Source organism: Bacteriovorax sp. PP10 (assembly GCF_035013165.1).
GTDB classification, from domain to species: domain Bacteria; phylum Bdellovibrionota; class Bacteriovoracia; order Bacteriovoracales; family Bacteriovoracaceae; genus Bacteriovorax; species Bacteriovorax antarcticus.
Map to the genome: position 1 here is coordinate 2,002,577 of NZ_JAYGJQ010000001.1, position 21,353 is coordinate 2,023,929.

Annotated in this window: 18 protein-coding genes; 10 read left to right on the forward strand and 8 right to left on the reverse strand. The window is 39.8% G+C overall.

The features are described from left to right. The first annotated feature begins 61 nt into the window (after positions 1 to 61). Positions 62 to 574, forward strand: coding sequence for a hypothetical protein (locus SHI21_RS09835; RefSeq protein WP_323576207.1), 513 nt, complete (start codon positions 62 to 64; stop codon positions 572 to 574). A gap of 18 nt (positions 575 to 592) precedes the next feature. Here the strand turns inward: SHI21_RS09835 and SHI21_RS09840 are convergent, their stop codons facing one another. Genes SHI21_RS09840 through SHI21_RS09850 form a run of 3 tightly spaced genes read right to left on the reverse strand, consistent with a single transcriptional unit; the run spans position 593 to position 4,506 of the window. Further along, on the reverse strand, positions 593 to 2,137 hold the full coding sequence (locus SHI21_RS09840) for a cytochrome c biogenesis protein (RefSeq protein ID WP_323576208.1): 1,545 nt from the start codon (positions 2,135 to 2,137) through the stop codon (positions 593 to 595). Further along, entirely contained in the window at positions 2,137 to 3,762 is a 1,626-nt protein-coding gene (locus SHI21_RS09845) for a cytochrome c biogenesis protein ResB (protein WP_323576209.1), read from the reverse strand. The genes SHI21_RS09840 and SHI21_RS09845 overlap by 1 nt, the downstream gene beginning before the upstream one ends. Positions 3,763 to 3,813: 51 nt before the next feature. Further along, on the reverse strand, positions 3,814 to 4,506 hold the full coding sequence (locus SHI21_RS09850; protein WP_323576210.1) for a heparan-alpha-glucosaminide N-acetyltransferase: 693 nt from the start codon (positions 4,504 to 4,506) through the stop codon (positions 3,814 to 3,816). Between the two features lie 21 nt (positions 4,507 to 4,527). Here SHI21_RS09850 and SHI21_RS09855 point away from each other — a divergent pair, with 21 nt between their 5' ends. After that, entirely contained in the window at positions 4,528 to 6,906 is a 2,379-nt protein-coding gene (locus SHI21_RS09855) for a penicillin acylase family protein (protein ID WP_323576211.1), read from the forward strand. A gap of 1 nt (position 6,907) precedes the next feature. Here SHI21_RS09855 and SHI21_RS09860 read toward each other — a convergent pair whose 3' ends face one another. After that, the gene (locus SHI21_RS09860) at positions 6,908 to 7,546 is read right to left on the reverse strand and encodes a motility associated factor glycosyltransferase family protein (protein WP_323576212.1); all 639 of its coding nucleotides are present in this window, start codon (positions 7,544 to 7,546) and stop codon (positions 6,908 to 6,910) included. Positions 7,547 to 7,607: 61 nt separating this feature from the next. Here SHI21_RS09860 and SHI21_RS09865 point away from each other — a divergent pair, with 61 nt between their 5' ends. The 4 genes from SHI21_RS09865 (at position 7,608) to SHI21_RS09880 (ending at position 9,887) form a co-directional block, all read left to right on the forward strand. Beyond that, on the forward strand, positions 7,608 to 8,213 hold the full coding sequence (locus SHI21_RS09865) for a hypothetical protein (RefSeq protein WP_323576213.1): 606 nt from the start codon (positions 7,608 to 7,610) through the stop codon (positions 8,211 to 8,213). 66 nt (positions 8,214 to 8,279) lie between these two features. Beyond that, positions 8,280 to 8,585 carry a c-type cytochrome gene (locus SHI21_RS09870; RefSeq protein WP_323576214.1) on the forward strand — a complete coding sequence of 102 codons (306 nt, stop codon included), beginning with the start codon at positions 8,280 to 8,282 and terminating at the stop codon, positions 8,583 to 8,585. 44 nt (positions 8,586 to 8,629) lie between these two features. Then, entirely contained in the window at positions 8,630 to 9,073 is a 444-nt protein-coding gene (locus tag SHI21_RS09875) for a GNAT family N-acetyltransferase (RefSeq protein ID WP_323576216.1), read from the forward strand. Positions 9,074 to 9,386: 313 nt separating this feature from the next. Then, complete coding sequence (locus SHI21_RS09880; RefSeq protein WP_323576218.1) at positions 9,387 to 9,887, forward strand: SWIB/MDM2 domain-containing protein; 501 nt, start codon at positions 9,387 to 9,389, stop codon at positions 9,885 to 9,887. Between the two features lie 172 nt (positions 9,888 to 10,059). Here the strand turns inward: SHI21_RS09880 and SHI21_RS09885 are convergent, their stop codons facing one another. After that, the gene (locus SHI21_RS09885; RefSeq protein WP_323576220.1) at positions 10,060 to 11,253 is read right to left on the reverse strand and encodes a hypothetical protein; all 1,194 of its coding nucleotides are present in this window, start codon (positions 11,251 to 11,253) and stop codon (positions 10,060 to 10,062) included. Positions 11,254 to 11,416: 163 nt separating this feature from the next. On the opposite strand from SHI21_RS09885, the gene SHI21_RS09890 reads away from it, so the two are divergent. The 3 genes from SHI21_RS09890 to SHI21_RS09900 are packed head-to-tail and all read left to right on the forward strand — an operon-like array spanning position 11,417 to position 16,839. Then, positions 11,417 to 15,556 (forward strand): bifunctional proline dehydrogenase/L-glutamate gamma-semialdehyde dehydrogenase, encoded by a 4,140-nt coding sequence (locus tag SHI21_RS09890; protein ID WP_323576222.1) that lies wholly within the window; start codon positions 11,417 to 11,419, stop codon positions 15,554 to 15,556. 1 nt (position 15,557) lies between these two features. Then, positions 15,558 to 16,340 (forward strand): pyrroline-5-carboxylate reductase family protein, encoded by a 783-nt coding sequence (locus tag SHI21_RS09895; RefSeq protein WP_323576224.1) that lies wholly within the window; start codon positions 15,558 to 15,560, stop codon positions 16,338 to 16,340. A 1-nt stretch (position 16,341) separates the two neighbouring features. Then, positions 16,342 to 16,839, forward strand: a complete 498-nt coding sequence (locus tag SHI21_RS09900; protein WP_323576225.1) for a PaaI family thioesterase — start codon at positions 16,342 to 16,344, stop codon at positions 16,837 to 16,839. A 3-nt stretch (positions 16,840 to 16,842) separates the two neighbouring features. On the opposite strand, the gene SHI21_RS09905 is transcribed toward SHI21_RS09900, so the two are convergent. The 3 genes from SHI21_RS09905 to SHI21_RS09915 form a co-directional block, all read right to left on the reverse strand. Further along, positions 16,843 to 17,607, reverse strand: coding sequence for a Nif3-like dinuclear metal center hexameric protein (locus tag SHI21_RS09905; protein ID WP_323576227.1), 765 nt, complete (start codon positions 17,605 to 17,607; stop codon positions 16,843 to 16,845). 10 nt (positions 17,608 to 17,617) lie between these two features. Continuing rightward, positions 17,618 to 18,691, reverse strand: coding sequence for a tetratricopeptide repeat protein (locus tag SHI21_RS09910; protein ID WP_323576228.1), 1,074 nt, complete (start codon positions 18,689 to 18,691; stop codon positions 17,618 to 17,620). 212 nt (positions 18,692 to 18,903) lie between these two features. Next, positions 18,904 to 20,724 carry a hypothetical protein gene (locus tag SHI21_RS09915; RefSeq protein ID WP_323576229.1) on the reverse strand — a complete coding sequence of 607 codons (1,821 nt, stop codon included), beginning with the start codon at positions 20,722 to 20,724 and terminating at the stop codon, positions 18,904 to 18,906. Between the two features lie 200 nt (positions 20,725 to 20,924). On the opposite strand from SHI21_RS09915, the gene SHI21_RS09920 reads away from it, so the two are divergent. Continuing rightward, positions 20,925 to 21,353, forward strand: a complete 429-nt coding sequence (locus SHI21_RS09920) for an acyl-CoA thioesterase (RefSeq protein ID WP_323576231.1) — start codon at positions 20,925 to 20,927, stop codon at positions 21,351 to 21,353.

Sequence of the window (21,353 nt, forward strand, 5' to 3'; positions counted from 1 at the left end):
AAGCTCATGATCGAGAAAATTTTGCCGATGAATCCCTTGTACACAAATACAGGGGAATCATATGCAATTATCAATCTTGCCAAAGATGATGGCAGTCATCGCACTTTCAACAATAATATCTTCAGCATTCGGAGCTGAAAAAGTTCTTTGTGTTGTCACAAACGATATCGATAAAGAAGTCGGAAAGATGGTTGTGGACTATGATGAAGAGTCTCGTGTTGTTACTCATTTATATAAAGAAAGATGGGTGGATAACAAGAGAGTTGAGCGCGTAGAAATGAATTCGAAAGACCTGCTTGGTGACGGGATTGTTTTAAATAGAAAAGATAAATACATTACAGTTCGCATCTATAGCCATAACTTTGATGAATCAAGTGGTGGAGTTCTCTTCTTAGATACACTTTATAACGGTGTAAACGGTCAGAGAAAAGAGTATACGATTGAAGCGACGATGGATGGTAGTGATGCGGTTATGACTTATAATAAGCAGCCATTTAACCGCATGCACTTTGTAGCGAAACGTTCACCAATTCTTGGTGTAATTGGAATTGAAAAAGTTAACTTTACAAAATAGTTTTATAGAAGCTGAACCCTATACAGGTTCAGCTTCTTTATTACCTTTTGAGTAATTTTTCGTAATGATTAAAATGATGATCTGAACTAAGAAGAAGCTTCCTAAGAACACTGCTCCACCTTCACTGAATCCATAAGAGTGAAGTCCTGATGCCAGGATGTAGTTAACACCAAACCACGCCATCATTACACTTAAGAATGCAGCAGCAGTCACTGTCATAAAGCGGTCGTTTTTAATCCATGAAGTGTAACGTCCGTGAAGAATCGCTGTATAAAAACACAGAACGATTAAGCTCCAAGTTTCTTTTGGATCCCATCCCCAGAATCTTCCCCATGAATAATCGGCCCACACACCACCTAAGATAATCCCGGCAGCAAGCATTGTCGTTCCCCACTTAAGAGTCGTGTAGATAACGTCAGCGTGGTACGCTTCTTCTTTTCTATCCATTTTGCCAAGACGACGTTTGATTAAAACAGTGTTGGCAAGAATCCAGCTCAGAGCAAGCGCTCCGTATGAAAGAATAATTGTTGTTACGTGAGTTGATAGCCAGAAGTTATCGCGAAGAACCGGAACTAGAGGAGAGATCGTCGCCGTTAGCATTCCGTTGGCGAAGTTAATCATCATTAGAGTACAAACGTTGTAAGCAAGACCCATATAAACAAAAAGTTTTTCGTTTTTAAAGTGGCCAAGAATCAGACCTAATAAAAGGGCACCGGCACCAGAGAATAAAACAGTCTCATACATGTTTGTAATAGGAGCGCGTCCTGAAACAATCACTCGAAGAGTGATCAATGTGATCTGTGTAAGAATTGATAAACTTGCAAACCCTAAAGCGATCTTGAAGTTTTTAAATAGCACGAGACAAGCAAGAGCAAGAATAGATAAAAGCATGGCCACGCTAGCAAGACCTGCTTTCGCATAATAATACTCAACCATGTATCTTGTTCCGAAGGCCTGATCGTACATGACTTTCGTTCTCAGCATGACTGGAAGGAATGGGTCCATCGGAGTCAGCTCTTTTTGAGCGACAACTTTATCTTCAGTTAAATAAGCTGTTAAAGGCAGCCAGTTTAAAACTGTTCCTTGAACGTCAGCTAGGTACCAGTTGTTTCCTGATTTGATTTCTTTATATAAGAAAATATTGTTGAAGAGTTTTTCCATCGACTTCTTATAAGAGTCGCTTACATCAGTTCTTCTTGCTTCGTTACGAACATCGTCTTCCATCGCGACTAAAGTGTCGTAGGCCACTAGGTGTTCACCTTCAGGAAGATTTAAATGTTTAATGGCATCAACGTGTTCGATTTTTGCCATAAGCTTGATGTCACTTGGAAGTCCCATGCCGTTAAGTGATAAAAGGCAATAAGCTTCAACGGCCGAAAGATCACCAACTTTTGCTTTACCAGTTAAGGCCTTCATCGCCTCACTTGCGTGAACGTATAATGGTTTTACTCGTCCACCTTGTTGAGTGGGAAGTGTTTCAAGTTCTGGTTTACAAAAATATGTTTCAGCTGATTGGCTGGCATTGCTCACTGTCAGTAGTGCTAAAAAAAGTAAAGTTTTCATTAGGCAGTAGCTCCTTTTTTTCTTTTGTTCAGATTGTAGTGCCAGATTCCACCGAACACCAACATTAGTGAACCAAGGTATTTTAAGAATCGACCTTGATCAACGTTGACTGCTAAAGTTGTACTATAGTTCCCGCCGCTGTCTTGCGAATACGACGCTTGATAAAAAGTGAATCCTAAATGCTTCATTGGATTGTTCATGAAGACATGGTGGTTTGACATTTTCCCATCAGAAAATAATTTTACGAAAGACTCGTAACTTGCCGGGTTGTTTGTCCCAGGGTCTTTATCCATTTTAAATTGAGTCAGAGCTAATTCGAATGGAAGAGTTAAGCTTTCTTTTGTCACTTCGATGATAACTTTTTTACCGCTGATGATTAAGCTTAGTGGAGAGTAGTTAGTTGCCCAATACTCTTTACCTAAGATATTTAATCTTACGGCACGGATGTCACCTTTAATAACCACACCATTTTTTTGAATCGGCACAGTGGCCACTGGAAGATTGAAAGGAACTAATTTTTCCTGGTGATCCTTTAATGTGATTTCTGCTCCCATCCAGGGAAGAGAAACACTGTCACCTTTTAACTTAATATCCTGAACTAACCATTTGTTGTCAGCTTTAGAGTAGTAAGCAAGTTTTTCACCGAATAAAAATAGGGCCGGCTTTTCCTGGAAAAGTTTCTTTGAGAATGATCTATAGATTGATTTTTGATCGACCTGGAAACTTGCGTCTACCGGGAAAGGTGAGAAGTCCGGGAAGAAAGTCACCAGTTTTTTGTCTGCCATGGGAATGACGACAAAACGATTCTTAGCAGTCGTTTCTTTTACCGGTATTCTTTTTTCTTCAGGAGTAAAACATTCTCCCGTTTCAGAGTTCCAGATAATAAGACCAGATGGATTTTGTTGTTCAAAACAAGTCGCTAGGTTAAGCGGCATATAATTAAACGTTAAAGGTCCCATCGTTTGCGTTGCCTGGAATTCCTGACTTGCTTCTGGGTGCAAAGTTAAAAGAATTTCTTCAGAGGCAAATGGGTTTTTGAAAAAGTATTTAGACGATTGAACCGGAAGCTCTTTTGGATAAGTATTGATCGAGTCTGTCCAAACGAATTTCCCTTGAGCAAATGGAATGTACTCAACAACATTGATTCCATCATAGTCTTCGTTAATTTCTTTGGCGAAAGCACTATAAGGAAGCTCAGACGTCACTTGTTTTCCTTCTTCAGGGTAAGTGAATTTTAAAACGTCTTTAGATAATACAACCTGACGGTTAGGCTCATTTGGAGCAAGAGTGATACTTCCATCAACACCGGCAATATAAGTGATCATCGATCCGACACCTATAATGATAAGGCCTGCATGGATTGTGTAGAATCCATAAAGTCTTTTCTTAGGCGGCAGTCTTAAAAACGCAGCGAAGATAATCGACATCAACATACCAAACTGAATCAGCATGAAGGCGAAAGTTTTGTACACAGTACGATTTGCGAAATCTGTTCCGTAGTATGATTCTAAAAAAGTTCCGATGATCATTGAGATAGAAAAAAGCAAGATGATAACGACGGCAAATTTTAATCCACCAATAGTGCGCTCTACTTTATTCCAGTCTATTTTTAATAGTCTTTTCACAGTTGTAGTTCCCTAATATGTAATGATTTTTTATATCATAAACACATTGGACTACGCACGTTTAAGTTTCACAATTAGCATAAGAAAACCAAAGAGAATTGGCTGGTGAACCAGATAAATAAAAAGAGAGTGCTTGCCTAAATAGTTCAGAGATTTAACCAAAGCATTACGTGGAAAATCTACCAGGTAAATTCTTTTGTGCGCGGCAAATATCCCAATTAAACTAGCACCTAACCAGGGAAATGGTGAGATGTAATCCCACGATGAATGGGGCAGTTGAATCCATGGAATGGTTACATCAAAAGTAATTGAAGGAATGAATAAACAAAGTCCCACTGCAAGTGCTTCCCATGGCCTTTTCAAAAATGGCAAAGAAAAGACAGAAACAACGGCGATTGCGTGCAAAGTGCCAAAATAAATCCAGTTCTCTGGAAAAAATTTATAAGTGACGACACTAATGATAGTCGCCCAAAACACTAACAGCAGTAAACGTTTACCAAAGGACTTCCACTTAATGCCATTTCTATGAGCAAGGCTTAGTGCAATCCCTACCGCAAATAAGAATAAAAAAACAATCAGGCGTGGGAAGAAATACCAAAAGGGTGCGTGGACGATATCGACACTGATAAATCCAAAATAATCCAAGTCGAAAGAAAAATGAAAGATAATCATCAAGACGACAGTGAAGCCTCGAAGTACATCGAGAAAAATAGAACGGTCTGAATTGTGTTTAACATCTTTCATAATTATGTTTATGATTATTTCATGAATACATCATCAAGCAAAAAGAAAACGTTAAAGATTAGTCTCTTTTTAGTGGCAGTTCTCTTCCTTGTCGTCCTGGTTGGCGGTTATGAGTTTGTCAAAGCGAGAGTCCCTCAAATGAGCGGAGAGCTCAATTTAAGAAATCTCTCTGCACCGGTGGAAGTGGTCCGCGATCAAAACGGAATCCCTCATATCACAGCTAAAAACAATCGCGACGCATTTAGAGCGTTGGGCTTTGTCATGGCCAGTGAAAGACTTTTTCAAATGGAAGTAAGCAGACGTCTGGCAGAAGGGGAGCTGGCCGAACTCTTCGGGCAAAAGGCCCTGGCCTCAGATAAACTTTTTAGAAATCTCGGTTTAAAGAGTGAATCGGAGAAGATGATTAAAAGAAAACTGGCCGAAAATTCTTTTGATCCCGAAATGGTGGAAGAGCTTGGTGCTTATTATGACGGTGTAAACCAGTTTATTGAAAAAGGGCCGATGCCCATTGAATTTGTCATGCTGGGACTTAAGCCTCGTCCTTTTTCAATGGTCGACGGACAAAGTTTCGTGGGCCTGATGGGTTTTAGTTTTGGTATCGCTATAATGACAGAGCCACTTCTCACTAAGCTTGTCACGAGAATTGGCGGAGACCTGGTTGAAGACCTAAGAAATGAAAAAATTCCGGGAAACCTTACAAGAGTTGTAAGTGTTGAGCAGAATATTACTGAATCTGTTTTAAAAATTGTGGCCGATCTTGAAAATGGTTTTAATTTATTTGAAGGATCAAATGGCTGGTTGTTATCCGGCAAAAAAACAGTTTCCGGATCTCCTATGCTCGCTAACGATCCCCATATTTCATACTCTCACCCGGGAATTTGGTTTGAGGCACATATAAAGACGCCGACGTTTGAAACTTACGGGCATTTTTTATCGCTGATTCCGTTTCCGATTCTTTCACACAATCGCGAGCGTGCATGGGGTCTGACGATGACTCTGACAGATGATATGGACATCTTTAAAGAGAACGTTGATCTGAAAGAAAAAATTTATGTATATAAAGGAGAGAAGAAACCTCTAACCTCACGTGTTGAAGTGATTAAAGTGAAAGGCGCTCCCGATTATGAGATGACGGTTTTTTCCACTCACCACGGGCCGATTTTAGATCACGCACTGAGTGATACGTCGGCGGATAAATCATTATCGCTTCAGTGGGCCTTCTATGATGAGGCCAATGACCCGTTCACGACGGTCTTTAAAATGGGCCGGGCAAAAAACATGACAGAGTTTAAAGCTGCTGTTGCAACTGGAAAAGCTCCCGGACTCAACATTCTTTACGCCGATAAAGAAAATATTGGCTGGTGGATGTTTGGAGAAGTCTGGAAAAAAAGACCGGGGATTAAATCAGATTTTATTTTAAATGGTGAAAACGGTCAGGATGAAATCCTGGGCTCACTGACCTTTGATGAAAAGCCACATATGGAAAACCCGGCAAGCGGCATGATCGTTTCGGCCAATTCAAGACCAGAGGGATATCCTGCTAATTTACGAGGGGACTGGCAACCGGATGATCGTTATAAGACGATTGAAAATGTTTTATCTCATAAAGAGAAGTGGTCTCCTGAAGAAACGATGGAGCTTCAATCTCTCAGTATGAATTTTGAAAATAAGCTTTTGGTTGAAACTCTTCTGCGCGATACCAATTTTGCCTCTGAAAGTGAGAGGAAGTCTTACCAGAAGTATTTCGAGATTTTAAAAAGCTGGAATCTAAGTTCTGAAATCGAAAGCATCGCGCCATCGATTTACTATTCATGGACGAGAGAGATTCAAAAAAAGTTACTTAAAGATCTGACGGAAGATGAAAGAGAAGTGTTCGCTAAAGTTCCAAATGGATGGATTTTCCTGAAACGTGTTGTTTTAGAAAAAGAGTCACCATGGTGGAAAAAATACGACCGCGGTGATCTTTTTAGAGAAACTCTGGCCCAAACAATTGTGGATTTAGAAAAGAAGTTTGGAAAAAACACTGATAATTGGCAGTGGGGGAAGCTGCATACGATTGAGTATGCCCATCCTTTCGGAAGAATTAAACCATTGAACTATGTTTTTAATTTAGGCCCTTTTCCGATTCCTGGTGCTACACAAGAAGTAAATAATCAAAAGGTCACAAGCTTTAAAGGGGACTTTGAAGTGAAAGCGGGGCCATCTACCAGAAGAATTATTGATTTTTCTCACCCCGAAAAATCATGGGGGATCTTGCCAGCTGGAAACTCTGGTCACTTACTTTCTCCCTTTTATAATAATCAGGTTAAAAAGTTCATTGCCGGCGAATATAGAGACCAGCTGCTGGATTTAGACGCGAAAGATGTTCGTTTTAAATTGATCCTGAATCCGGCCCAATAATTTAAGAGTAAAAAACAGCAAGCGGCGATTTCGATTCAATTTCGATTTTGCCGCTTCCCACATTTGAGAGGCCTCTAGAGCTTAGTGTGGGGAGCTTAAGCCAGTTCTTGGACTTATAAAGGCACGCTCCTTTGATCTTAATCTGGTTGTCTTCAAAACTTCCCAAACTAAAAATCCCCTGAATCTCCACATCAATTTTTCCTTTTGGGAAGAATTCAATTTTATCTTCAAGCAGGATTTGAGCGTCTGTCGTTTTAGTAAAACGGGAAATTTCCCCTAAATTAAAGAACTGATGATCGAGGCGCCCACCTAAAAAACCGACAAACAAGAAGGTTTGGATATGAGTTTCTTTGCTCATTAGATTTAAGCAGTATGACAAATCAGAAAGATTCTGATCATCCTTAAACATGGTCATGGGTTTTTTTGAGCTGTCGCCATCTCCGATAGATTCGGCCTTCTTTATAAGAAGTGGCGCCTTTTTTTGGAATTTCTCCTGATGAATCAGGCCACCATCAACAAAAAACAACTTAACCTGAGCACGTTTTAAAAACGGCGTCAGCACTTTCCATTTAAATGAAGTGGGGCCGACTACGATGATAGTCGTGGGAAGTTTTTCTGAGTGTTTTTGCTTTTTTGTCATGTTAGAGTGATCCAAATATTAAGCATTATCCAATGCCCACTATAAAGAAGGCGTCATCAACTTGAAAGTAAATTTAAACTCCATTTCAAACCGAGCACAGAGTTTTTTGAAAAATCCCAGCTTTTATAAAGCAGGATTACTTTCTGATTTCGTCGTCACTGTTGATGGAAATGACAAGATTTTGACAGCTTTTCATGGGAAAAATGCCGATGATGTGGACTTTATCATCGCTTCAGTGCTGGCAAAATTTTCCGAAAACAGGAAAATTTTGGATATATGGAAAATAAATTTTCGAGAAATCGAAAGTTTTTTACGCGACGAAAATCATTTGCCTGCCTTCACTGAAAATATCCCCGAGCTGGAACAGATTCTTAATTCGAACAAAATTTCTTTGGTCGGTTCTGCTGTCAAAGCAAAGCTTGGAACGGAAGCCGAAAACCTTTTTTCCCTGCGAGAAAATTGGAATCAGCTAAGTTTAGCAGCTAAAAACCAGTGGGCCCAGAAGCTTTCAGCTGCGCTTGGATGGGAGCTCATCCTGTGCGAAGATGAAGTTTTAACTGTCACATCGACGCCGTCAGGAGTGGATGAAGCAGGCCTTTCAATCTTGATTAGCACCGTTTTAAGTGGAGCAGAAACGCTTCCCCCTATGAAAGTGGTTGCCGTCTAATATTCTTTTAGAGTAAAATTCATTACAGTTTAAGATTATTTCTTTTTTATCTTCTTAGAGGTTTTAATGAATCGTTCTCTTTTAATGCTTTCAGTTTTAGTTTTATCTGCCTTTTCAGCTTCAGCATTCGCTCAGGATGCAGCTAAAGGAAAAGTTCTATACGCTACATGTATCCAGTGTCACGGTGAGAAAGGGGAAGGAAACCCTGCTCAGAAGGCCCCAAAGCTTTCAGGACAGCACGACTGGTACGTTATTAAGCAAGTCACAGAAATCAAATCTGGAGTGAGAAAGAACCCAGAGATGCTTCCATTCATCACGAAGCTAACTGAACAGGACATTAAAGACCTGGCGGCCTATATCGTGACTCTATAATTCACTAAAAATAAAAAAAGACTTATTAATCGCAAAGGATTGCCATGAAGTTAACTTTTAAAAAGGCCAAGACGGAAAAAGATATCAAATCGATTCACGATTACAATATCGACGCGTTCTCAGATTCCCCAGACTTCAAATGGACATTTGATGAGATTAAGAAAGAAGTGGCCGACGGATGGGAGCTGCACTCTTTAATGGAAGATAGTGAGGTCGTGGCTGCAGTCTTCTATAAAGAAGAGGTAGACTCGCTTTTAACTAAGAATACGGCCATTAAGATCGATCATCAGGGGGCAGGACTGTCTCACGAAATCAAAAAATTCTTTGAAAGAGTAGCGCGCGAGAAGAAATTAAAGCGTATCTACCACTACTGTCGTATCGACAATTTTAGAATGTATTCACTGAATGAGTCTCATCAATATAAGAAAACTCCTAGGAAATTAGGGCCTGATGGACTGGTGGTTGAGTGGGTAAAGACACTCAATTAAGACTTTTTCCTAGGGAGTTTCATCATTTTCCCTAGGAAAAAAAACAAAAAAAAGTAAAAAAGTTGCTTTTTACTCTAGACATGATGAAAATTTTCGAGCAATAATTTACTTACAAACGAATTTCTCGAGGGAAAATCACAAAAAAAGTGAAACCGATCTCAGAGTACCTTAATAAAAAAAGGAAATCTCATTGGGAAAATCTCTAAAGAGAAGCTCGAAAAAAAAGTTTGTATGATTAAAAAAAAACGGTTACTACTTTCTATAAACACTTTTAGACAATCAACAACATGTCTAATTAAACGGAGGATTCACCATGGCAGTTAAGAAAAAAGCAAAAGTTGCAACTAAAAAAGCAGCTCCAAAAGCAACTAAAAAAGCTCCAGCAGCTAAGAAAGCAGCTCCAAAAGCTACTAAAAAAGCAGCTCCAAAAGCTACAAAAAAAGCAGCTCCAAAAGCTACAAAAAAAGCAGCAGCTCCAAAAGCAGCTAAAGCAACTAAAAAAGTAGCAGCTCCAAAAGCAGCTAAAGCAACTAAAAAAGTAGCAGCTCCAAAAGTTAAAACTGCTCGTAAGCCAAACGCAGCTTTCATGAAAGCACTTACTCCTTCAGCTATCCTTGCTGAAATCGTTGGAGCTAAGCCTCTTCCACGTACACAAGTTGTTTCAAAAATTTGGGATTACATTAAGAAGCACAACCTTCAAAACCCAAAAAACAAAAGAAACATCATCGCAGACGACAAACTAGCTAAACTTTTTGGAAAAAAAGAAGTAACTATGTTCGAACTTGCTGGGATCGTTGGAAAACACCTATCTTAATTAATTAAGAAAGTTCTAATAAAAAAAGGCTACCTTCGGGTGGCCTTTTTTTTTGCTATTTTTTTAGAAATTCAAAAGAAGTTGGGGGTAGCTTGAACTCAAAATTTCGAAGTGTGGTGTTTTAGGAATTTTATTGCGAAGTAAAAATGCTCCATTGGAGCATTTTTTCAAGCTACTTACGTAGACCTGAATATGAACGCTGAACCGAATCACTTACCCACTCAGTATTCTCAGACTTTTTCAAATCACTGGCCGTTCTCAAAAACTCATTACACTGCAAACTAGAAGCAATATTCCCCGTAAACTCATCCTTATTCTCTAGATACTTCACACAGCTCTCACCGTAAAAGTTCAAATACTCCGGAAAATTCTTAGCAAACAGGTTAATAATGGCCTTATTGCGAGGCAGACTCGCATCTTTAAAGATTTTATCAGGAATCAATGGCAGTGCTTTGATTTGTGCCAGGATTTTTATTCTTTTCGTGTACTGAGTGCTCAGGTCTTCAATCTTTTTCCACGCCAGATTCATTTTATCGCCGACCACAGGCCCATCAAGCATATAAAGAACCGCGTATAAGTCTTCTTCTTCTTTTGTAAGCTTTCCAGAAGCTGAAAGAAGGTTCATGGCCATCTCTTTTTCCAAACCGTTTGTAACGGTCGATTGGAGCCCCAGGCGAAGAGAGGGAATGATCTTCCCGAAACATTTCTCAGGAACAAAACGCTTAATTAAGTTTTTATAATTGCCGTCAAAGTCAGCTTCAAAGCTTTCTTGCGTAAGCTTTTTGATCACTGCTCTTTGAATATCTGGCTTTTCACAATAAAGATTGGCGATACTGTCGTTGATGGCCCTTTGATAAAACGGCCAGCTGCTCAGTGTACTTGGGTAGCGTTCAATAAGTTTGGCAAATTCCAAACCGACGTCAGCGTCCTTTTTAGAGAAGTACCAAAAAGAATTCAACTCTGAGTCACAAGTTTTAACTCCTGCGATTTTTTGAGCGTCTTTTTTCTCTGAGGCCTGATTGTAGCACTCACTAAAGAACTTTTTAGCGTAAATGGATCTTTTTAATTGAAAGAACTCGTCGTTAAACAAAGCACTTGAGCGTCCAATGTCTTCAATTTGCTTGAAGGCCTCCATGCTGAAGTCTTTAGTTCTCGTTTTGTAGTCGACAAGCTCCATGGCCATGGACTGGTACATATCCTTCCACAATTTTTGACGCTCGCTAGGACGGATGTCGTTGACGTGCATAAGGAATTCCTCGAAATTCTTTTCCTGCTCTAAAACTTGAAGGTCTTTGAGAGTGTAAAGATTCGCGGCATTCAAAATTGTCAGTGAATGGTAAACCAAAAGGGATCCAAGGGTCATCATAACTAAATTTTAGGGAGAGAAATGCTATTAGTCAAACTCCAAAAAGAGCAACCTTAACTATGGTCGAATCGCGCCTTTAGAGTTATCTTTGGGGTCACTTATTTTTTTAATTTCATCCCTTTACGGAGCCTAGTATATGCCATTAGTGCCTGAGAATTTTCTTATGACTATTAGAAAGGTCAATCACCATGACTGGAGCTTTTTCTTCTATGAAGAATTTGCTGACACATTCATGGGAAGTGACGATGTTATTCACGCTGACGTCTTAGCTGAGCTTAAGCCGTTCATGGAAAACCTGACAAATAACTTCAGAACACAAATGGTGTTTAGATCAGTTCCATTTTTAGTTGGATTTTATTTCAATAAAAAAGAAGTGCGCTTTTATACGCCAAAACTTTCTCAAGAATTATTCCTTCTTCAGCAAAGTGAGATTCTTGATTTAAATATCCCTCAGGTGAAAGATCTTAGAGCGCATGCTGAAATGGCCGCTTCTCTTCAGGTGAAAAATTTCCCGACGGTTATTGAAGACCTGATTAGAGTTGATGGTCTTCCTGATTTACTAAAAGATCCAAAATACCAGGCGATCGAAGTGAGATCGGCAGAAATCGTTAAAAAACTTTTAAGCTTTTTAAATGAATACCGCCCAACTCTTTTTGAAGATGTTTCAGACTTTGGTTTAGGGCTTACTGCTCAGTATGCCTTACTTCGCATCCACCTTTTAAAGTTTTTAGCGATTCTTCCATCTCTTGATCACGATAAAAAAGGATCAGAAGTAAAAAGAATTCTGATCGAAGCTCTTTCTCGTTTCTTAAAAGATAACAGAAAAGCAAGACGTGCTAAAAAAAGAGGGCAAGACAGAGCTCTTCCTCGCACATACACACTTGGTATCAAGGCAATTTTTTACTTAGCAAAAGTGATTCCGGCATGGCCTCTGGCAACGATGGTGAGAAATGCTGTAAAACTTATGGCAAAACGTTTTATCGCTGGTGAGAGCATTGAAAAAGCTGACCGCTCACTTCGTGCTTTATACGACACAAAACGCGACGTAACTCTCGATCAATTAGGTGAATTAGTTGTTTCTGAAAAAGAAGCGGACCACTACAAAGACGAAGTTTTAAAACTTGTAAGAGGATTCTCTCTTCACGTTAAAAAAGGTGAATTAAACGTTGCCGGTATTAACCGTGCTCACGTTTCAATTAAAGTTTCGGCATTATGCTCAGACTTTAAACCTCAGGCCTTCGACTACACATACAATTTAGTTGGCCCTAGATTAAAAGAAATTTTAATCACTGCTAAAGAAGAAGACGTTTTCATCAATATCGATGCAGAACACTATCACTACCGCGATGTGGTTTTTAAAATTTACCGCCGAGTTTTACTTGAAACTCAGGAACTGCGTGATTACCAATCAACAGGTATCGTTATCCAGGCCTACCTTCGTGATGGTGCTAAACATTTAAAAGATATTGTAGAACTTGCAAAAGAGAGAAATCTTCCAATGCCAGTTCGTCTTGTAAAAGGCGCTTACTGGGATGCTGAAACTGTAGAAGGGGATGCCCACAGCTTTAATGCTCCACAATTTTTAAATAAAGAAGAAACAGATATTCACTTCAGACAACTGATTATGAAAATCTTAGAAGCTCACCCGCATTTAAAACTAGCGTTAGCTTCTCACAATTTCTCTGACCACGGATTCGCTGAAGCGGCCAAAGAATTATTCTATCCAGATGTAGGAGAAATTGAGCACCAGTGTTTACACATGACTTATGAAGCGCTTTCAACAGCTCTGGCAAAAATGGGTTGGGCGACAAGAAACTACGTTCCAGTAGGAAGTTTACTTGTAGGTATGGCGTATCTGGTAAGACGTATTATGGAAAACTCTTCTCAAGTAGGAGTGTTAACGATCATGCGTTCACATAAAAAACACTTAACTCTTCAATCGCCGTACGCGATTCATGAAGAAAAAAAGAAAGAAGGAAAGATCGTCCGCGATCAATCTGTTTCTAAACTTGAAGATGAATTCTTCAACGTGTCTCCACTTCGTCTTTATTTAGATAATGAAAGACAATGGATGGAAAAAGCTCTGACAACTTTTGAAATGAAGTCTCTGGGAATTGATTACATCAATGCTCAAGACCTCATGGGTGATTGGGTCTCAATCAACGCAAGTTCTGACCCGAAAGTCTTAGTAGGACGTATTCGTTTTGCTAACCTTCAGGATGCAAGCATTGCTCTTGATACAATTGATAAAAGCTACAACGAAGGCACATGGGCCAATTCAAAATGGCCATTTAGAACAGCAACTCTGGTAAAAGCAGCAAGCTTAATGCTGGCAAAAAGAAATGAGCTTTCAGCTCTTATCGTTTATGAAGCAGGGAAATCTGTTTCAGAAGCTCTTGCCGATGTTGATGAAGCAATCGACTTCTTAAACTTTTACGCTCGTACAGAGGCTTTCTTACAAAGAAATCAAACAGACTTAACAGGACGAGGGCCAACTGTTGTTATCTCTCCATGGAACTTCCCAATCGCTATCCCATGCGGAATGGTGGTGAGCTCTCTTGTTTGTGGAAACACTGTTATTCTAAAATCAGCTGAGCAAACTCCACTAGTGACTCAACTCCTGGTTGATATGCTTCATGCTTCAGGAGTTCCAAAAGACGTTCTGATTCACCTTCCAGGTGAGGGAGAAACGGTAGGGGATTATCTTGTAAAAGACCCGAGAACTTCAACGATTGTTTTCACTGGTTCAAAAGCTGTTGGAACTCACATCGGAAGTATCGCGAGAAAGAGACTTTATAAAAATAAACTTTCGGGAAAGACTTATCCAGTGAAGGCCATTACAGAAATGGGTGGAAAGAACGCTGTCATCGTGACTCAGAATGCTGAGCTTGATGAAACAGTGTCTGGGATTTTATACTCTGCCTTCGGACATGCCGGACAAAAGTGTTCAGCGTGCTCAAGAGTTATTGTTCACAACTCTCTTAAAGATAAATTAATTGAAAGGCTTCGCGCAGCTGCAACGGATTTAAAAGTAGGCGAGTCTTATAAATTCGATACAACAGTTAACCCGGTTATTACAGCAGACGATCAAAAGCGCTTGAGACAAGCAGCGAGAGAAGCGTCTAATGAAGCTATTAACTTTGGTGGACAAGTTGTTATCGATCGCTCAAACGAAGCATTACCAGGATACTGTGTAGGTCCGGTTATTATTGAACTTCCATACTCACGTGCTCTTGATAAAGACAGTTTTGCTCAAAGAGAACTTTTTGGGCCGGTTGTTCACATCATGGGATTTGAGACTCTTGATGACGCTGCCAGATTATTCAACTCGACAGACTACGCTCTGACTGGTGGGATTTTTAGTCAGTCACAAAATGATATCGACTACCTTCTGACAAAAATTGAAAGTGGTAACGTTTACATCAACCGTACAATTACGGGAGCAAGAGTCGCAATCGAGCCATTCGGTGGATTCAAACTTTCAGGAACAGGGCCAAAGGCCGGTGGACGCCACTTTATTTTAGCTCTTCACCAGACGAAAGAAATGTTGCCGTCAGAAAGTAATGAAGGACGTTTTGTTGTAGAAGAAGGTCATGATTCACCAGTGATTTTAAAGCGACCTTCAAAATTAGTAGCTCAATCACGTGTTGATCGTATGGAAAAATTCCTGGATCAATTCATTACATCATTTGAAACTCACTATCAGGGGATTTTCAGTAACTACAAAGACTCACTTCGTGATTACCGAAAATGGTTATCTAAAAACTTCGTAAACTTTGTAGAAAAAGAACACAAAAATCGCGTGATCCCAGGTCAGTTAAGTTACAACGATTACAACTTAACAGCTGAGCATGCTTTAGTGGTATCGATCACTGATAGACCACAACTGAAAACATTGATTCAGGTGTTCTCATGTCTAGCAGCGGGAACAGGGCTTTCAGTTGTTTGTAGAAACAACCGTTCATTCCAATGGTGGATGAATTTAAGAGACACATTATTTGCTGCCGGTTTCTCAAAAGAAAATCTGGAAGTATATTTTACAAAAACATCAGAACTAGCAAACGTGATCAATGATCCAAAATTATCTGTGATCATTTATGACGGATTAATGGAAGAGTACTCAGCTCACGTTGGAGATTTCCTAAATGATGGGAAAACTGATCAGAGAATGAAATTAATCTTAACGGTTAATGACAACCTGAAAGCTCAAGACTTCTACCACCAGGCGCTTAACTACGTATGGGTAAGATCTCTTGCTGTAAACACGATGAGACATGGTGCTCCTCTAGACCTGGAGATCTAAGATGCGTATTGGTTTTTTTGGTTGTGGAAATATGGGCGCGGCCCTTGCTCACGGATTTAAAAAGTTTGACCCAACTGTGGAGCAGTATTTTTTTACGCCTACTAAGGCCAAGGCACAGGAGCTGGCAGGAGCGGTCAACGGACATTTCGTTGAATTCGTAAGTGATATGCCAAAAGATTTAGACTGGTATGTCCTGGCGTTTAAGCCTCAGTCCCTGTTGGATTTTGCATTTGATTTTAATAACAATTCTAAAATTCTCTCGGTACTTGCCGGGACTGGAATTGAAAAATTATCTAAGAAGTTTAATGTTGAAAATATTTCCCGCCTGATGCCTAACACTCCTTCGGGAATTGGCGCAGGTGCAAATCTTTATTACTCACCATTTGATTCAGGATCAATGACTGAGATGTTAAAAGGTTTAGGAAAACTATTCATTATGAAATCAGAAGTAGAGTTGGATGGGATCACTGCTTTTAGTGGTTCAGGGCCGGCCCTTATTTTCGAATTTGCCAGACTTTTTGAAAAGCACCTTATTGCCATCGCAGGGAATAATCCAGAGGCCCGCGAAATAATTGCTCAGACTTTTTTAGGAAGTGCTAAACTTATGGAAAATGCCGTAAGCGAAGGGATTTCTTTTGAAACGTTAAGAGAGCAGGTGACATCTAAAAAAGGTGTAACGTTCGAGGCCTTACAAATCCTGGAAAAAAACGGACTGGACAATATTTTAGGTGGCGCTTTTGTGGCCGCTCATAAAAGAACATTAGAATTAAAAAAAGGGATTTAATATGATCGAAGAACTATTAAAGAAAAATGTTCCTAAAAAATATCAGGACACTTTATTTGTCCGTCTTTTTGGATTCATGAAAGTTCCTCTTATTTTCTGGGTTTCTCCATCTGTTGTAAAAATGGATGATAAAGAATGCATTATTAAAATTCCGCTTAATAGAAGAACGAAAAACCATTTAAACTCTATGTATTTTGGTGTTCTTTGCACTGGTGCTGACCTGGCAGGTGGTCTGGTTGCTATGAATGAAATCACAGCTTCTAAAAAGAAAGTGGCCCTCTCTTTTAAAGACTTCAAAGCTGACTTTTTAAAGCGTGCAGAAGGTGACGTTCACTTCATTGTGACTCAAATTCCAGAAATCAAAAAATTTGTTGCTGATGTTATTAAAAGCGGCGAGAGAATGAACATGCCCGTAGAAATTAAGGCCGTTGTTCCAAGTATCAACCCGGAAGAAGTCGTGGCCAACTTTGTTTTAACTCTCTCTTTAAAAGCGAAATAATTTTTACGCCGGATTTTCAGAGTCGAGATACTCACACTGAAGATCCGGATATGTCTCCTGAATCTTTTTCATCAAAGCTTGAATCCCAAATTTTTCCGTTGCGTGGTGACCACCAGCAAACATATGAATCCCGGCTTCACGAGACTCGTGATAGTCGTGTTCGCTCATTTCTCCAGTGATATAAGCATCCAGACCCATTTTATGAGCTTCTCTCCATTCAGAGTTTGCTCCACCGGTAATGATTCCGATTTTTTTAATCGGTCTGCCATCAATTGGATTTGAGTAGTGAACAGAATGTTGAAGTTTATTTTCGAGAAGTGCTTTGAGTTCACTTCCGCTAAGAGCTTTAGGCAACGTCCCCATAATCCCGGTACAAGCACCTTTATGATTTCCAAAAGGGATAAGCTCACCCATTTCAATCAGGCGGGCAATGGCCACAGCATTTCCCACTTCCGTATGGGCATCAAGAGGTAGATGGTATCCAAAAAGATTAATATCATTTTTTAGAAGGGGAGCGACTCTTTTATAAAAAGGCCCTGTAAGAGTTCTGGTACCGTGAAATTTCCAGAATAATCCATGGTGAACGATTAGGGCAGAGGCATGAACGTCGGCCGCGTATTCGGCCGATTCTCTGGTTGCTGAAACAGCAAACACAATTTTTTTGAGTTCTGGTTTACCTTCAATCTGCAAACCATTCGGGCAGTAATCATCAAAGAGCTCGGGTTTTAAAAGTGTTTTTAAAAATTGATCGAGCTCGAGTGTTTGCATTATTTATCCGTTATGAATTCAGAGGACCTGGACCTCTTTCTTCAGGTGTAGTGTTGTATTGCGGGCGACCCTTTTCCAGACTGGCCTTAAGCTTCGACACCGTTTCATGAAGTTCATGGTGGTGTGGAGCAATTGTCAGTGCCAGAGAAAATTCTGTCAATGCCTGATCAAAATCTTTTAACAAGACATGAGCTCTTCCAGCATTGATATATGGGTATTCACGGTTTTGGTAATTGTGAGCACGTTTTGCCAATTCAAACCAACGTAAACTTTCTGTAATTTGTCCTTCTGCAAGGATGTAGTTACCAAAATCGTTATAAGCAGGCCCGTATTGTGAATCCAATTGAACTGCCTTTAAGCAGTAAGCTTTAGCTTGTGTTCTGTTATCAAGAAGCGAGTAAGTCCACGCTAAAAGAGTCAGCACTTCTGCTGTTTCTTTATAGTTTCTTGCTTTATAAAAATTAGCTTTAGCTTCTTCGTAATTTTTTTGAGCAATGAAGTAGTGCCCTTTGTGAAGGTAGTATTCATACTTTTCTTCACGACGCATTTCCAGAAAAACTAGCGGTGAATTTTTCTTAGCATTTTCTTCACTGTAAGTTTGTAACTTCTTTTCATCAAGGTAGAAAAGTGGAGCTCTATTAGCTTCTTCCGCTTGAGTAATTGTAGGAATCGATTCTTCCTGAATTAATCCCAGGCGAGGGAATTGAATATCAAGATTTGTTGTTTCAATAATAAAGTTATGGATCTCAAAACAGTTGCGGTAAATCAAGTTGATGTAGTTCACTACCATCGCTTCTTTACGTGCACTCTTGAATGGAGTTTTGATAAAAGACTCAATCACCATGTGATAAGACTTTAATTGAGTTTTAAACTGTGCCCACTCAGTCGGTGTTGAAACGAGATCAAAATCTTTAAACTCGTTAATGAAAAACATGTTTGAATCATTTAATAGTTTTTGGATTTGGTTTTTACCACGAGGCCCGTAGTGAAGTCTTTCAAGTTCTGTGAAAGCAAATAGAAGACGATCCAGGTAACCAGTAGCTGTAAAGAATTCTGCAAGAAGTAGGGTATTCGTAGTTTCCATTTTGCTATCTTCCTTGATATGCGGTGGGTTCTATAAAAAAAGGCGTTCATCTTGAACATCACTTTTTATAATTCTATTTTATGACATGAGGATTTTCTTTTACAATGATTTTCTGTGATTTGAATGAAGTTGCCCTATAATTTCTACTATAGGGCCAAAATGACTTTGTACTTATCTCTTATTTTCTTACTTTAAGTTGAAATGTTTCACTTTTATTTTGTCAATTCGTATTCAAGTAGGCGCTTATCTGCGGCCACACTTGAATAACGCTTAGAAATCATATCAAAAAGATTGTCTCCCTTTGCACCAACTTTCTGAGAAGCGATATCACGGAAATTCACAACACCAGAGCCTTTCGGTGCGTCTTTGCCGAAGAGTTTTCCGAATGGATTGTCTTCTGTTTTATCACCCTTTGCTTTGTTTAGTCCAAGGCCGCCTACGACAGAGATAGAACCTGCACCACCACCATACGTAGGAGTTTTCCCTTGTACTGCTGCTGCCACTCCACCTTGCGCCGGTGCTGCTGGAGGAGCTCCACCGCCACCACCTGAACCACCACCGCCAAGTCCACCACCGCCGCCACCGCCGGAAGGTCCTTTACCTGTGGAAACAGTTGCTCCTGTTGAGCCTTCCATTGAATTATCTTTCGCTGCTCCCGCAATAATAGATCCTACAGGAGTCACACTTGCGCGTGGCCCTCCGTCTGTACCGGAGTCTGTGATAGCACCAGAAGAGATACCGTTGCTCGATCCATAATTTGTTCCAGTTCCACCTTCACCAAAAGTGATGATGTTATCGTTTAAAGTATCAAACGTTCTTGATAGATCTGATGTTAAACATTTTTCTACACCAGGATTTAATTTACAGTAAGTCGTTAGCGCATCTTCTTCAGTGACAAGTGTTGGATCAGTTGGAACGAACGCATCGATATCAGCGATCGCATCTTTTACGTCACTTGCTCTTTTCCCAAGAAGGCTTGCAAGGATAGCATTACTTCCAGCAGAGGTTGCAATCGTAATCAGCTTACTTCTCATGGCATCGATTTGTGATTGGTTTTGTGCCAGAGCAAATCCACCTTGCCCGGTACGAGCATAACTCTTACATTCCTCAGCAGTAATTTTATCTAAACCTTTTGGATCAACGCTGCCGATATTTTTACACTTGTCGACGATCTCTGCCATTTTAGGCATGTCATTGTAGATGCTGTACATGTAAGCAAGTTTAGTTGCATCAACAGCAGTTCTTTGCTGATACATATTCTCTTGCATTTTAAGTGAGTCACCAGTGGCCTTTAGAGCACCTGTTGCACTGTTTTCCTCTTTAGCATATTTCGTTTGCGTGTCCATCATCTTGTCTGCGTATACTAGTTCTTGTGTCCCTTGGGCAACAGTCTGAACAGCATCAATTATATCAAGTTGAGTGGCAAATTTTTTACAAGCAATATAGTCGAGAGTTTCAATTCCTTCTGATTTACATTTAATAGCAGAAGCGGATGTCGCTGCAGCGGCTGCAGTTGCGCCTCCTGCTTTTGGAGCTGTTCCTGCACTGGCAGTTGAAGATACTGGTTGAATTTGTTCTTCATCATTCCAGTCTCTATCGTAGAAACTCATAACGTAGGCAACAGACTCACATTTTTTTGCAAGCGCTGTTTTTTCAGTTTTACATTTTTTAAATTCATTAGGTTTGTCACAGTCCTCTTTACATGCGGCCGCTACATAAGTAGTCCAGTCAAATGAAACAGTTCTATTTCCATTTCTATAAAGTGTTTTTAAATGCCCACGTGCCATTTTATCACATTCATTAAAATTATTACTTCCTGGCATTGAGACAGCATGACCTTGAGTCGATGCCCATGTTGCAGCTTTATCGACTTGGTCAGCATTACATTTTTGACCTTCGATCTCGGCCGCTTGTCCGCTTTCCAGTTGGTTTTTGAAACCAGCTGCAACTTGATTTCCTTGACCTTCAAATAGGCCTTGAGCATAAACATTAAAGTTCATTAAAATAGTTAAAATTAAAAATGCATTTTTCATATTTTCACCATATGTGGGATCTCTAGAAATTATACGTCTCTTTATCGGTCAATCCCTGTAGTTTCTTGAGTTTAATGCTCAACTAGCAATTTTGCTTAAATAAGCCCTTGGAATGCGGTCGAAAATCTTTTAAAGTAGAGCAGACACATGACTTTAAATCTGCCTTCATTTAGTGGCATTTCCCCAATAGGAATCTCTTTATGGCCAATCCAATTTATGAGTACGAAATCAAAATTTTAGAACACCATCTGGATACTTTCGGACATGTAAACAACGCCGTCTATTTAGAGCTCTATGAAGAAGCACGTTGGGATTTCATCACTAAAAATAACCTGGGAATGAAAGAGATTTTAGAAACAAAAATCGGCCCGGTACTACTTGATTTAAACCTGACATTTAAAAGCGAATTAAAAAATCGCGAGACAATAAAAATTATTTCACAGGCCCGTCCTGAAATGCGAAATAGATTTGTCATGATCCTGGATCAAAAAATGGTGAGAGAAGACGGTAAAGTTGCATCGACACTTACAATCTCTGTAGGAATGATGGACCTTGAGGGAAGAAAATTAATTGCCCCAACGCTTAAATGGCTTAAAGCTCTTGGGCTTGAAGAGCATCTGGAGCCGTAG